Consider the following 12,467-nt stretch of genomic DNA (forward strand, 5'->3'; position numbering starts at 1 on the left):
GCGTTGGAGAGGGCAGTGCCCCCGAGCACTACCTCCATCAGACGGCCCCCGGTGAACGTGCACACCCGGGGGCCGTCTGGCAGCACACACACCGCTCGTGGCGAGGCTGCGACTTCGACTTCACCGGAATCATCATCGGCGGCAACATGGATTTCAGGGGCGCGGCGTTCACCGGCGGCCACGTGGACTTCAGCGGCGCGACGTTCACTGGTGGCACCGTGAACTTCAGGAATGCGGCGTTCACCGGCGGCACCGCGGACTTCGGTACTGCCAGCGGGTCAGCGCCGTCCTGTTTGGTTCCGTCCAACGCCTCCGTCCCCTTGCCGCAGAACCTCGCCTTCCTCGCGCATGGCGTCAAGGTGGTTCCGGCTAGTCTGCTGCCCCGTGTGCGCAGCCGTTCGTACCTGGCGTTGGGTACATGCACCGGTGTACCGGTGTGGAGCGGATCGTGTGGGCGGGCGTGCTGGAACGGGCGCGGACGGTTGTAGTTGGGTACGGCGCGCACGGGTGCACGCTGCGTCAGGTGTATTACCACCTCGTCACCGAGGGGGTGCTGCCGCATACTGCCCCGGCGTACCGGCGGCTGTCGTCCCGGTACGCCGAGAAGGACACCCTTCGCTCGCTGATCACGCGGTGGGTGGGCCCGCTGGGGGTGCCGGTCCTGGTCGTGCGGGGCTACGGCATCCAGACGTACGCGGACGTCGTCCGGGCGCGTGCCGCGCGGGACCCGCGCCCGGCCGTTCTCTCCTACTGCGGGGACCTCGATGCAAGTGGTGAGGACGTCGAACGGGACTTCGTCGCGCGCACCGACTGTTGGAGGCGGGTGGAACGCATCGCCCTGACTCTCGATCAGGTCACCGGGTACGCGCTGCCGCCCGCCGTCCCTGCCGGTGGCCTTCTATGCGCGGCTTAACGGTCGGAGATCTGCATTTCGGGCCGGCCGTCTCCAACTGCTCGTTGTAAAAGTTGTTGCACAAGCCCTCGGGGCGGGCATCTCCCGTGTATGCGTGGGGTGTTGCGGGTCGAGGCGTTGTGGGTGGAGACCTTCACCGGGCTGCGGATGGACCGGTTCGTGAAGCTGGTGAAGGTGGTGCGCGAACGCGGCGGCAACGGCCCCGGCGGAGGCCGGGTCATCCACCGGCCGCGCCCGCGGCTGACCCTGGAGCCCACCCCGCGGCCGGTTACTGACACCGGCCGGCTGTGGATCGTGGACGGCACCCTGGTCCCGGTCCGTGACCGGGGCGTGGGCGCGTCCTCGCGGAACCATCGCTTCTCGGCGAACGTGCAGGTCCTTATCGACGCCGACACCCGCCTGGTGATCGCCACCGCCCGCCCGGTGCCCGGCAACAACGCCGCGCACCGCTGGGTGCGGGCCCGGGTCGAGCACACCTTCGCCCGGATGAGGAACCCGAAGATCCTCCGCGACTGCCGCCAGAAAGGACCCGGCCTCCACCACGCCGTCCAGGTCGTCGCCACCCTGCACAACCTCGCCCTCACCGGATGAAAACCCCAGGCCAGAACCGCCCACCGGCCTGCCCGCGCCCACCCTTGTGCAACAACTTTGCTTGTTCTTTAACCTGAGCGCAGTCGGGCGCGCAGGACTGCCGCACCGTCCCCCTCAAGGTCCTCGCAGGCCGCTGCGCGGCCTGCCATCCCCATTACCAGCGAGAGGGTCGGCCCCCGGAGCAGATCCCCCGAGCCGGTGGTGAACGGTCCGTCTGTGGCCTCGACCCGCAAGCCCGCGATCGCAGTGTTGCTCGCGACGGTGAAATCGCGGCTGGCGAAGAACCGGGCCACGGCGGTCGTCGTGGCCACCGGGGGTGTCCGTACAAGACCCAATGGCCGACGGATGTCCTCGCTGTGGACGACTATTTCGCCCAGCCAGGCCGCAGTATGTCCTGTCGGTCCGGCAGGCCCGGCGACAACTTCGCGAAATCGCCGCAAGGTGTCTTCAGGTGTAGCACCACGGTGCCCTGCGAGTCGTCGGTCGTTGTGCAGATCGGGGTCGAACCGAGCGGCCAGCATGCTCAGCAGCCAGCGCCACATCCTCGTGCCGGCACCTGCCGTCAGATGTGCTACTACCTCCTCCACGGTCCAGCGTTCACACAGTGATGCTTTCGCCCACTGGGCCTCGCTGAGCCCGGTGAGGTCTTGAGCGAGCGCGGACCGCTCGACGTGGATCGCCCTTTCCAGAGCTTTCCGGTTTTCCAGAACGTGTGGTTCAGCCATAGGGCAGCCTCCAGAGATCGGGTGTCCTCCATCTGACTCCTATCGCCGCCCAAACTCATCGACTGCACCCGCGTAGCGAGCCCCATTCGACCTTCCAGTTGAACAAGACGAAGGTCGGGAGGATGAGTCTGCTGGCTGAAGCCGTGGTAGGAGAAGCGTCCCGCTTCCGGGGCGAGTTATATGCGTGCCTGACCGGCCGTGGCGACGAGCTGTTCGAGCTGGCGGATGCGGTGCTGTGTGCGCCCGGTGCAGTGAACTCGGCGGTCGAGCTGACGCTCCTGCCCGAGCACCGGCGCGGGCACGGTGCGATGTACGACGGCCTGAACCAGGGCCGGATCAACACGGACCGGCTGCGGTCGCTGCTGGCCAGCCTGCCGCTGCCCCGATTCCCGGACGGGCGCCTGGTCCTGGCCGTCGACGTCTCGCCGTGGCTGCGGTCGGACGTGATCACTCCGGAGGCCGGGCTCCGCTACACCCGCTTCTTCCACCCCGGCCCCACGGACAGCGACGACGTATCCGGCTGCAGCATGGAGACATCGTGACCGACCACCACGCGCACCTGCTCGCCGCCATCGTCGCGCTCGGCGGTGAGCTGGAGCTCCCAGCTACCCGTAACGGGCGCTTCAGGGGCGCGGTCGTCCCAGAAGGCTGCGCGGTCAGCGCCGGCCGCCGCCGATGCGGCGGTCGTCGGCCAGTCCGGTAAGCGGGCCGAACTCGCGGGCAAGCTGGTTCCACGTCAGAACCTCGCCACAGCGGGCGGGGAACTCCTTCGGGTTGAACTCGGGCATGGTCCAGGTGCCGGTGCCCCGGTCCCGCAGCCACAGGTCCCCGTCACCGTCGACCACAGTCGGCGGGACCGGTACGGGCTCGGCCTGATCGGTGGGCTCCCAGGTGACCCGGCCCGGGTGGGAAACGCGGCGCAGCTCGGTGGTGACCAACCGCGCGGCCAAGTCACGGGTGGACTCTTCGGCGTCCTTGACCGACGCGAGTCGGAATGCGTCGTCAAGTACGGGCAGGGCTGGATTCTTGCTGCGCTTTGAACTCATAGGCTGAACTACCTCCGGTGGGGGGCGTCACATTCGTTGTGGCGCTCCGTAGAGGAACACGGTATCCGAGGCGGGAGCCGGGTCGGCTACGACCACTGTCCAGGCGGAGGCGCTGGCACACCGGGCGGTGGGGCTGGTCGATTCGCAGGCGGATCCCCTCGGCCTCGGCGTAGGCGAATGCATTCGCCAGGGTGCGCAGTGCGCAGCCTGACGCCGGACGGTCGGGGACGACGAAGCCACGTGCGGCCGGCAGCGGGTGGATCTCGCTGATGGCCCGGGAAATCGCGGAGGGGCTGTGCCGTACAGCTCGGCCGGCGCGACGTGCGGGAGCCCGGTGCGCAGATGCACCAGCGTGACCAGCACACGGTCGGTGAAGACCAGGTTGTGCTTCGGTCCGGCACCAGCGTCCCACTGCCTCTCGGCACCACGTCGCTCACGTAGTGCGGACTCCTACCGGGCGAGCCACCGGCCCGTCAGCTCCTCCATCAGTCCGCCGAGATGCGCACGGGAGACGTCGCTGAAGGCAGGGTGAGACAAGGCCGCACGAACCCGTGGAGGCGACACATCCGATGAACTCGTGCGATCCGCTTCAGGTCACGGGTGCGTCCGCCCGGTCTGTGGTCGGCGGAGATAGACCGGTCTGTGGTCGGCGGAGATAGAACAGCTCCGGGTCGCCCTCATCGAGACCGTGGAGAATGCCAACCGGGCTCCATCCGGCTTTTCGGAGCAGCCGCTGCATCGGCTGGTTGGAGACGTTGGTCGAGGTGAAGAGCTTCGGTGTCGTGCACGAGGCGGCCACGGCGTCCAACAACCGATGACCAACGCCCCTGCCGCGGGCCGATGGGGCCACCATGAGCATCGTGACGAAGCCCTGCTCGAAGAACGTGTACTCAACCACGCAGTAGCCAAGCAGACCAGACACGTCTTCTGCTACGACCACCAGGCCCTGCCGGCACCATCTTCGGATACTGGCCTGTCTCCCGACATCACCTGCGACCGCGACCGAATCGATCCCAACCAGCACGTCCCCATCCGACTCACTCGCGCTGCGCACAACGAACTTGCCGAGGGCTACTGCATCGTCCATGAGCCCATGCTCTCAGTTCGCCTTGTAGGCCTGTCCTGAAGCTTCCCCGTGCTCTTGGACACGTGATCGTTGTGCCGCGAGGGTGTGCTGGTGCAGTTGTCGGGTCTCGGCCGGCGTGAGGTAGCCGAGGTCTGTGTGTGTGCGCAGGCGGTGGCGGTTGCAGAAGGTCTCGATGAAGGCGAAGACTTCGGTCCGGGCGCTCGCGTGGTCGGGTCGGACGCGGGTGCCGATCTCTTCTTTGAGCAGGGCCCAGAAGCTCTACGCGGCGGCGTGGTCGAAACATGATCCGGTCCGTCCGCAACTCTGGGGAAGGCCCAACTGGCCGAGCGTGTGGCGGAGTTCGGCCGACAGGCGAGATGGAGCCGGCCCCCGGCCGTCGGGGGGAACGTGATGTCGCTGACCAGCGTGGTTGCGGGAGTGTCGGCGTGGACGTCGCGGCCGATCAGGTCCGGGGCCGGCCGGGGCTTCTTGTCCGGCCTCGTCAGCGAGCGGCGCTTGCGGCCAGGGGCACCCTGGATGCCGCGTGCGCGCATGAGGCGGGTGTTGCGCTTGCGGTTCACACGGCGTCCCGGTCTGCGGAGTTGTGCCTGGACGCGGGACTCCGCAGGTAGTGCGGGAGGCGGCATGGATGACGGTGATCTCGTGGGCGAGGGCGTCGTCGGCCGTCTTCCGGGCGGCGCGGTTCTTCGCCGCCGACCGCCAGGCGCAGAAAGAGGAGCGGGCCACGTTCGTTCAGCAGCCGGCACAGGAAAGCAACACTGCGGGTGGTCTTCTCCGCCTCGATGAACGCGTACATGCCGTTCACCGCTCGCTCTCCTTCGCGAAGAAGACCGCGGCTTTTCGCAGGGCCTCGATGGTCCTGGCCTGCTCGGCGTTCTGCTTCCGGAGCCGCTTGAGCTCGTCGCGTCCGGCCGTGGTCGGCTCACCGGGCCGGCCCTCGCCCCGGTCTGCCTTGGCCCGCCGGCACCGGCCGCGCAGGGACTCCGTGCTGACCCCGAGTTCTCGGGCGACGGCCGTGACCGTCCTGCCTGAGGAATCGACGCGCGCGATCGCGCCCCGCTTGAAATCCTCGGCGTACCGCTTCGTGTACGTGCTTCCCACCTGGTGCTACGTCCTCTGGAACCTCAGGTCCCAGTCTCCAGGGTCCGCGATCAAGAGGAAGGTTCACAACGCCGACCAGCAGGGTCTTTGCGGGCAGTGTCCCAGACCTTTTCGAACTCCTCGCAGGTCAGCGGTTGTGGGTCGTGTCCTTCCCACTCCGAGGTCGACAGTTCCGCCGTGCCCCCGAACTTGCTGCCGTACTCGTCCGGACGGCCGACGTCGCGGGCCTGCTGCCATTCGAGGAGGGAGGAGGCAGTGATCGGAGTCAGCTCCCGTCCTTGGAGCTCGATCTGCCGAATCACCCAGGTGGGCAGCCCGACGGAGCACTGTGGCGACGGTGTCCGGATGGACTGGCGGGAGTCAACGGTGGGGCGGACGTGGCCGCTCACCGCTCACCACTGCCATGCCTGACGGTCCCTGTAAGGCGCTCGGGCCCCGCTGTGTGAGGGGTCGGGCCGCAATGCGAGCGTGGTGATTATGACCACTGACATACCAGCAGATGTGCGAGTCACGCGGGCATGGAGCCGGATCGTGGAATGGCTGACCGAGTACGCCCCGCCGTCGTACGCGGCGCTCAGGCCTGGTGCCTCCGACGACGAGATCGTGGCTCTGGAAGAAACCCTCGGCGTGAACGTCCGGGAGGAGTTGAAGGCGCTGTGGCGGCTGTCCGCCGGTGAGGACGGCGTAGACGGTTCGGGGCTCATGCTGGGCGGCTGGACCCTGATGCCGCTCAACGCCGTGATCGAGGTCCACCAGATGCAGATGCGGTTCCAGGAGGAGAACGGCGAGGACACCGCCGAGGACGAGGACACGCTGGTGCTGTGGAAGCCATCGTGGATACCGTTCTGCTCCTTCCACCCCGACGACACCGTCTACGGCCTCTACCTGAACGGTGAGACCGGGGAAGTGTGCCGGTGGACCAGGTTCGGGGAGCGCGAGCGGGAGTACGAGTCGCTGCCCGCCTACCTGGAACTCATGGCGATCAGCCTGGAAGCCCCCTTGGCGGCGGCCGGCCCGGAGAAGCCCGGCATGCTGCGCGGCGCCTTGGTCTGGGGACTCCCTGACGAGGAGCGTAGCGAGCAGTTGGTGCGCCACCTTGGCCAGGCCTCACCGCGCCATCCCGCGAAGACTCTCGGCGCGATCCGGGAAGCTCTGCCCGGCGATGAGTGTGCGGAGTTCGACGAGCAGCGCGATGCCCTCGACCTGGCCGACCCTGAGGCCCCCACCGCCTTCCGGGACCGCTGGTGGGAGCGTGCCGTGCAGGCCCAGCAGGAGCTGGAGGGCGACGTTGCCGCCGCGCTGGGCGGGAACATCATGGTCGAGCCCGGCCGCAAGCTGGCGCCGGAGTACGAGGCCATGCTGCCGCCCGCCATCCGCCACCGCCCGCCGTCCATGGACGACATCCGCTCCGCACTGCGCCACGAGAACGTCCGCACACGGTTCGACCGGGATTTCATGGACGCGATCCCGCCGCACTATCCTGCGCTGCTGCTGCGCTGGTGGGACATCGCCCGCCTGATGGCCGACCCTCGCGGTGATCGGGCCGTACGCGCTGTCATCAACGGCCGCCACGCCTCGGGTTAGGACGTACCGAAGGGCACAGTCACTGACCTGCGCCGTCTCACGGCCGCTTCACCAGCGAAACGTTCGCCAGGGGGCATCCGCTCCCCCGCCGAGCTCGTCCCGCGGGAGACCGACCTCGATGACGCCGAGGTCGATGCGGCGATCGCCCTGATGGAGGAGATGGCCTCCGACGACGCCCTGGACGGTTACCAGGACCATTACCGCGAGGCGCTGGAGGAGCTGCTTGCCGCGAAGGCTGGTAGGAGCCCGCTGGTGCGGCACCCAGCGGCGCACGGCCGTCGGACAACGTCGCGCGTCCGGTTCGCTGACCGCATGGGCCGAACGGGCCAGTGGCAGCCCGGGGAGAAGAACGAGACGTTCCCGGTGTGTGTTGCGGACCACGGACCTCCCGAGGCCGACCGTGCCCCCAGGGCGCGAGCACAGCCCATGGCGGACACGTGAGGCCCTGTCTCCCCGATCAAGACCGGAGAGACAGGGAAGGGGGAAAAGAGGGTGTTCAGGTGGTCTTGATCGCTCCGCCGTCGATGACGTGGTCGGCACCGGTGGTCGCGGCGGCGAGCGGCGAAGCGAGGTATGCGACGAGGGTCGCGACCTCGTCCGGTTCGACGAGCCGGTCGATGAGCATGCCCATCGCCGTAGGCAGACCGGCCAGGAGGTCGGCTTGCGGGATGCCCATGGATGCGGCCAGCTCAGCGCCGTAGCCGGTCGGGCTCTCCCACATGTCGGTGCGGACCGGACCGGGCGAGACGGTGTTCACTCGCACCCCCTTCGGGCCGAACTCGTGGGCGAGGGCCTTGCTGAACGCGGTCAGTGCGGCCTTGGCCGTCGTGTAGGCGATGGGGCCGCCGTGCGGGACGCGGGCGCCCATGGAGGACACGTTGACGATCGCGCCGCGAGCGGCCAGCAGGGCGGGCATGGCCGCGCGGGTCACACGGATGGTCGCGAAGAAGTTCAGGTCCACCACCTGTGCCCACTGCGCGTCCGTCAGGTCGAGGAAGCCGCCGCTCAGACCGCCGTCACCACCGCCGATGTTGTTGACCAGGATGTCGATGCCGCCCAACTCGGCCATGGCCTGGGTGACGAGGTGCTCGGCTCCGGCGGGATCGGACAGGTCCACCGCTACTGGCGTCGCGCCGACGGCCTCCAGTTCCGGGGTGGGAGTGCGGGCTGCCGCGACGACCCGGACGCCCTCGGCGGTCAGGGCCCGGACGACGGCCAGCCCGATGCCGCGGCTGGCGCCCGTAACCAGGGCGGTCTTGCCGTTCAGTTGCAGATCCATGGTGTCCCTCCACAAATAAAAGCATCTTGCATGTCGCACAGAACGTAGAACATGCGACACTGATGTTGCAACTTGCTGGTGAGTTGGCACATGGACGTACCATCGTCGGGTCATCCGCCGAACCAGAAGGGGCCGTACTCCCATGGCGCTGCCTGCCTCCGCCAAACCGCTCCGCGCCGACGCCGAGCGCACGGTCCGCACGATCCTCGAAGCCGCAGAGCGGGTACTGTCCACGAACCCGGCGGCGCCGATGGAACAGATCGCCGAGGCCGCCGGGGTCGCCCGGACCACCGTGCACCGGCGGTTCGCCTCGCGGGAGTCCCTGATCGCAGCACTGGCCGCATGGGCGACACAGCGGTTCCACGACGCCGTCGAAGCTGCCCGGCCGGACACCGCCCCGCCTGCCGTCGCGCTCTACCAGGTCACCGCGAACGTGCTGCGCGTGAAGATCGGATGGGGCTTTGCCATGGGCGCCCTTCCCACCGACGCGCCCGAGGTCGCGCGGGTGCACGCCGCGGTGCTGGCCCAGTGCGAGCGGCTGTTCACCCGGCTTCGCGACGCCGGTCTGCTGCGGCCCGACACCGATCTGGACTGGGCGCGGCGCGTGTACTACGCGCTCATCCACGAGGCAGCGGCCGAAGCACCGGACACGGACGCCGCCGTGGACACCCTCGCCACGCGGGTGGTCGACACCCTGCTGCACGGCATCGGCACGCCGGCCGCCCCCTGATACCAGCCCCTCGGCCCGCGGTCCGACACGGGAAATGCAGCCTGGGCACAGTGCCTCGCCAGCGAGGCGACTCGTTGTCTGAAGTCATGCTCAGCAGAGGGGATCCGACCGACGAGGAGTGGGCCGTGTGGGAGCCCCTCCTGCCCAAGCGCAACAACCGGTGCGGCCGTTGGCGAGATCACCGACAAGTCATCAACGGCATCGTCCACCGGCGTTACCACGCACGCCGTGAGCACCCCTGTGTCTGTCCCGACCCGGGCCGGCTGGAATACGGCCCCACCGCCTGACCGGGGCCCTGAGCCCCAGGGCCGCCTGGCGAATCACGGCGAAGCGAACAAAAGCCCGGCAGGGATACCGTGCCGCCATGCCGCTGTCACCCGACGACGAACTCCGAGACCGCGACGCCCCGGTCGCATTCCTCCGCGACCTCCACCGAGACTTCCCACAGCGCTGCCACGAGTGGGAGAACCCCACGCTCGACCGCTACCTGGAAGCCACGGCCGCGTGGGTCGAAAGCTCAGACAACTGGTACCGGAACCTCGACCAGGAACTGCCGCCCGAGGGCAACTGGACCTACTTCGCCCGAGCCCTCACGGCCGCAACCGTCTACGAGTGAGAGGACCTCAACCGATCAATAACTTCCCGCAGAAAGAACGACGCCCCAAGGGACTCCAGCCGAAATGCGGGCGCGGGGCACCCTGTTGCCAGGCAGTCGGACACTGCCCGGGTTCCACTGCATGTGCCTCGGAGACGTCCGCTTTGAAGTATTCGACCGGGACGGTGAGCGGCTCGCAGTCGTCGTCCTGCACCACGGTGCAACCCCGAGGTGGGGGCAGTGGGAGAGCGACGCCGTCCTCGCCGACGGCCGCCTGCTCCTGGCATGGCTGGACAGGCACGGCATGCCCAGCCCCAGCCAGCAGTTCGAAGCCGACCGGCGACGAGCAGAGGAAGGGACCGAGGAGGAGGAGCGCCACTGGCTGGCCGCGATGCCCGCCGGGCTGGAAGGGCTCGCCGACCGGGTCTGCGCACTCTCCCGCACCGGCGGCAGCCCCTCCCCCGGACTGCTCGCGGAACTCACGGACCGACTGCAGCTGGCATGCCCCGACCCCGTGGAGCGAGTACTGGCCCTGCTCCACCGGTACGGCTCCGGCAGCGGGCGCTGCTCCGGCTACCCCGCCCACGAGGGCACGCCCGACGAGCTGCTCGGCAGGGTACCGATCACCGACCTGCTCACCGGCCTGACCGACCCGCGGGCCGGCGACCGGCACGACGCCGGAGCCGTACGACATCTGGTGGGCTGGAAGACTCGCCCGCGCCAGAAAACGGGACATCGCCGGCCTACCCGAACCGCTGCGCGCCCGACTGCTGGCACACGCCCGCCGCTCGGGAGACTCCGACAAGCAGGGCCGCGCAGAACGGGGGTGGGCACCCCCCGCGGGGTGAGCCTGTCCTCGTCTCCTCCAGCGCGCCCGGGTCATGGGCAGGCATGAGCAATCATCCCGATGTCCCTGGGCCAAGACCGGTGCGAGGATGCGATCCTCGGTGGGTGTAGCTCCTTCGGAGGGACGCCCCCCGCACAGTGCTGCGAGTCCGCACATGTGGTGTGATCCTTCCGGCAGTTCCTGTCGGCCTGCCGCTCATCAGCGACGACCGCTCTGCCGATCTTGATCGTGCTCGACATGCCGACCTGAGGTGTGCCGGCGAGGGGCAGCCGCAACGCCGACGGCCGGGTTGCCAACGTGCCGACTCAGCCCGTCCCTCCAGAAGAGCTCCACCCTTCTTCGATCGGCGGCGGCCGGCCCGCCTGCTTCTGGAGCACGTCGGTCCCAAGGGCTTCGGGGAGCTGAAGGCGGCCGGACCGAACGGCGTGTACTTGACCGGCCTTCTCTGCACCGACAGCGAGATCGAGGCCGTCATCGAAGCGCCGGCCGAAGACCTCATCGCGTTCCGACAAGTCCTCGCCCAGGTGCTCGGCTACGGACGTGCGGACGCCGGGCCCACGCGTGCAGGCATCTGATCGGCCTCTCCTTGAGGCTCGGAAGCGCCCTGCCCAACGAGCCAGAGATGATGCAGTTGACACCCCAGCATCTCGCGGCCGACCGGCCGCGCAGCCACACACTTGACCGTCACCACCCGCCTGCGCTTTCTATCTGTACCGCCAGCCACACGAGCGGTGCCGCTGCCAGAACGATCAGCACCAGACAACACGGTACCTGGGACGGCCCCTTGAGTGGCTCGGCCGCTACCTGCGCGGCCACTCGGCGCACGTCGTCGGCGTTGTACCGCACCTGGTGGGCGTACCCCGTAGTGGTCAGCCAGCTATCCGTTGCTATCCGCACCCCATGGGCCACCGCATTCACATACACCGAGTGAGTACGGACGCCCGGCCACAAGTAGCTCACCTCGCGAGCCGTCAGCATGTCCTTCTCTTCGTGCGCCATATTCCGCCTTTCCCCCGGCAGCCGGTGGCACGACATCATGAACTGTCGCACAGTCAGGCGCAGTTCGTTCCCCTGGCGATCCTCGGTTTTCCGACGCGGCGATCCGCTTCCCGGGCCCCGAACGCCTGGCGCGAGCGGGCTGGCCCTCGTCATCGAGAACGGGCGGTCAGGGTCTGACCGCCGCCCTGCCCCGAATCACGGCGCCGGGGCGTGAGCACCATCAGTGCAGTCAACAAGCCCATGCGCCCCGCCTTTCAGCCACCACGGACAATCGAGGCCCGTCTCACGCCATTTGCTCCAAGGAGTGCGCCCGGGATGTCGCAGGGGAGGCCCAGCCGTTCATCAGCGCATATCCATGGGGGGCAGCTGCACGTTGATGATCTTTCACCCTGTCGAGCAGGTTCTTCGTCCTGCTGCTTGTAGTCATCGTTGGCTGTCACAGCACTGAGATACGGGGGGGCAGGTCAAGAGTGGCAAGGCCGAAATCGATCGCCTCGCACGTCGCGCCAACTATTCGCGCTGTGACGACGTGCTTGTCCAGAAGGTCGGCGAAGGACGGTCCGAACTCCGTGCGGGAAAGGACATGGTGGTCAGCTGCACGGGGCCCAGGGTCGCGATTCCCACCCGCCCGTCGAGGTCCGCCACGCAGTCGTCGGCGATCCGAGTGGGCACGGCGCCCCGATTCACAACATCGCACAAGCACTCGACCCGGTATTCCGGCGGTAGTCCCGAAGTATCGAAAACCTGGTAGCCCATAGTCCCCCTGCGGTCAGTCGGCGCACCAGTGTGCGACGCCGAGGCCCCGTCGTCGTGGAGATCAATCGGGTTGGCTTGGTCAGTCCGGTCAATGGCTGACGCTGCGTCGGCTCGCTCTGCATCGGCTGACCGGTCCGTGGGCGACGGCTGTCGCGAGAACGGGTACGGGAGGTCCCGTGCGGGACGCGGGGCACCGTGCCGACCGGCCTGGAGC

General features: G+C 68.4%; 14 protein-coding genes and 1 pseudogene. 9 read left to right on the plus strand and 6 right to left on the minus strand.

Translation table 11 applies throughout. The features are described 5' to 3' along the window. The 3 genes from ACWGIG_RS29680 to ACWGIG_RS29690 all read left to right on the plus strand — a co-directional run. Positions 1–488, plus strand: a 488-nt coding sequence (locus ACWGIG_RS29680; protein WP_453324767.1) for a pentapeptide repeat-containing protein, incomplete at its 5' end; no start/stop codon positions are given. 35 nt (positions 489–523) lie between these two features. Continuing rightward, on the plus strand, positions 524–913 hold the full coding sequence (locus ACWGIG_RS29685; RefSeq protein ID WP_453324768.1) for a hypothetical protein: 390 nt from the start codon (positions 524–526) through the stop codon (positions 911–913). A 90-nt stretch (positions 914–1,003) separates the two neighbouring features. After that, on the plus strand, positions 1,004–1,504 hold the full coding sequence (locus tag ACWGIG_RS29690) for a hypothetical protein (protein WP_453324769.1): 501 nt from the start codon (positions 1,004–1,006) through the stop codon (positions 1,502–1,504). A 68-nt stretch (positions 1,505–1,572) separates the two neighbouring features. Here the strand turns inward: ACWGIG_RS29690 and ACWGIG_RS29695 are convergent, their stop codons facing one another. Continuing rightward, positions 1,573–2,229 (minus strand): maleylpyruvate isomerase family mycothiol-dependent enzyme, encoded by a 657-nt coding sequence (locus ACWGIG_RS29695; protein ID WP_453324770.1) that lies wholly within the window; start codon positions 2,227–2,229, stop codon positions 1,573–1,575. Between the two features lie 122 nt (positions 2,230–2,351). Here ACWGIG_RS29695 and ACWGIG_RS29700 point away from each other — a divergent pair. Continuing rightward, positions 2,352–2,681: pseudogene (locus ACWGIG_RS29700) on the plus strand (transposase); the annotation flags it as partial. Positions 2,682–2,885: 204 nt separating this feature from the next. Here ACWGIG_RS29700 and ACWGIG_RS29705 read toward each other — a convergent pair. The 3 genes from ACWGIG_RS29705 to ACWGIG_RS29715 form a co-directional block, all read right to left on the minus strand. Beyond that, the gene (locus ACWGIG_RS29705; RefSeq protein WP_453324771.1) at positions 2,886–3,275 is read right to left on the minus strand and encodes a hypothetical protein; all 390 of its coding nucleotides are present in this window, start codon (positions 3,273–3,275) and stop codon (positions 2,886–2,888) included. Positions 3,276–3,864: 589 nt separating this feature from the next. Then, positions 3,865–4,362 (minus strand): GNAT family N-acetyltransferase, encoded by a 498-nt coding sequence (locus ACWGIG_RS29710; protein ID WP_453324772.1) that lies wholly within the window; start codon positions 4,360–4,362, stop codon positions 3,865–3,867. A gap of 801 nt (positions 4,363–5,163) precedes the next feature. Next, positions 5,164–5,463, minus strand: coding sequence for a transposase (locus ACWGIG_RS29715; RefSeq protein ID WP_453324773.1), 300 nt, complete (start codon positions 5,461–5,463; stop codon positions 5,164–5,166). 531 nt (positions 5,464–5,994) lie between these two features. Between ACWGIG_RS29715 and ACWGIG_RS29720 the strand changes: the two genes are divergently transcribed. After that, entirely contained in the window at positions 5,995–7,047 is a 1,053-nt protein-coding gene (locus ACWGIG_RS29720; protein WP_453324774.1) for an SMI1/KNR4 family protein, read from the plus strand. A gap of 496 nt (positions 7,048–7,543) precedes the next feature. Here ACWGIG_RS29720 and ACWGIG_RS29725 read toward each other — a convergent pair whose 3' ends face one another. Then, complete coding sequence (locus tag ACWGIG_RS29725; RefSeq protein WP_453324775.1) at positions 7,544–8,326, minus strand: SDR family NAD(P)-dependent oxidoreductase; 783 nt, start codon at positions 8,324–8,326, stop codon at positions 7,544–7,546. Between the two features lie 142 nt (positions 8,327–8,468). Between ACWGIG_RS29725 and ACWGIG_RS29730 the strand changes: the two genes are divergently transcribed. The 4 genes from ACWGIG_RS29730 (at position 8,469) to ACWGIG_RS29745 (ending at position 11,073) form a co-directional block, all read left to right on the plus strand. Then, positions 8,469–9,056 (plus strand): TetR/AcrR family transcriptional regulator, encoded by a 588-nt coding sequence (locus ACWGIG_RS29730; protein ID WP_453324776.1) that lies wholly within the window; start codon positions 8,469–8,471, stop codon positions 9,054–9,056. A gap of 364 nt (positions 9,057–9,420) precedes the next feature. Continuing rightward, entirely contained in the window at positions 9,421–9,672 is a 252-nt protein-coding gene (locus ACWGIG_RS29735; RefSeq protein ID WP_453324777.1) for a DUF7660 family protein, read from the plus strand. Positions 9,673–9,793: 121 nt separating this feature from the next. Continuing rightward, positions 9,794–10,546: a hypothetical protein gene (locus ACWGIG_RS29740; RefSeq protein WP_453324778.1), complete on the plus strand. Its 753-nt coding sequence runs from the start codon at positions 9,794–9,796 to the stop codon at positions 10,544–10,546. A 383-nt stretch (positions 10,547–10,929) separates the two neighbouring features. Then, positions 10,930–11,073, plus strand: coding sequence for a hypothetical protein (locus ACWGIG_RS29745; RefSeq protein ID WP_453324779.1), 144 nt, complete (start codon positions 10,930–10,932; stop codon positions 11,071–11,073). Positions 11,074–11,182: 109 nt separating this feature from the next. Here the strand turns inward: ACWGIG_RS29745 and ACWGIG_RS29750 are convergent, their stop codons facing one another. Then, positions 11,183–11,497 carry a hypothetical protein gene (locus ACWGIG_RS29750; RefSeq protein WP_453324780.1) on the minus strand — a complete coding sequence of 105 codons (315 nt, stop codon included), beginning with the start codon at positions 11,495–11,497 and terminating at the stop codon, positions 11,183–11,185. Between the last annotated feature and the right edge of the window lie 970 nt (positions 11,498–12,467).

It is taken from the genome of Streptomyces sp. NPDC054863, assembly GCF_053610825.1.

What these genes read in the sequence shown, in the direction of transcription:
- ACWGIG_RS29690 (WP_453324769.1), top strand. Translation starts at nt 1,004, where the DNA reads ATGCGTGGGGTGTTGCGGGTCGAGGCGTTGTGGGTGGAGACCTTCACC.
- ACWGIG_RS29695 (WP_453324770.1), bottom strand. Translation starts at nt 2,229, where the DNA reads ATGGCTGAACCACACGTTCTGGAAAACCGGAAAGCTCTGGAAAGGGCG.
- ACWGIG_RS29705 (WP_453324771.1), bottom strand. Translation starts at nt 3,275, where the DNA reads ATGAGTTCAAAGCGCAGCAAGAATCCAGCCCTGCCCGTACTTGACGAC.
- ACWGIG_RS29710 (WP_453324772.1), bottom strand. Translation starts at nt 4,362, where the DNA reads ATGGACGATGCAGTAGCCCTCGGCAAGTTCGTTGTGCGCAGCGCGAGT.
- ACWGIG_RS29725 (WP_453324775.1), bottom strand. Translation starts at nt 8,326, where the DNA reads ATGGATCTGCAACTGAACGGCAAGACCGCCCTGGTTACGGGCGCCAGC.
- ACWGIG_RS29730 (WP_453324776.1), top strand. Translation starts at nt 8,469, where the DNA reads ATGGCGCTGCCTGCCTCCGCCAAACCGCTCCGCGCCGACGCCGAGCGC.
- ACWGIG_RS29735 (WP_453324777.1), top strand. Translation starts at nt 9,421, where the DNA reads ATGCCGCTGTCACCCGACGACGAACTCCGAGACCGCGACGCCCCGGTC.
- ACWGIG_RS29740 (WP_453324778.1), top strand. Translation starts at nt 9,794, where the DNA reads ATGTGCCTCGGAGACGTCCGCTTTGAAGTATTCGACCGGGACGGTGAG.
- ACWGIG_RS29750 (WP_453324780.1), bottom strand. Translation starts at nt 11,497, where the DNA reads ATGGCGCACGAAGAGAAGGACATGCTGACGGCTCGCGAGGTGAGCTAC.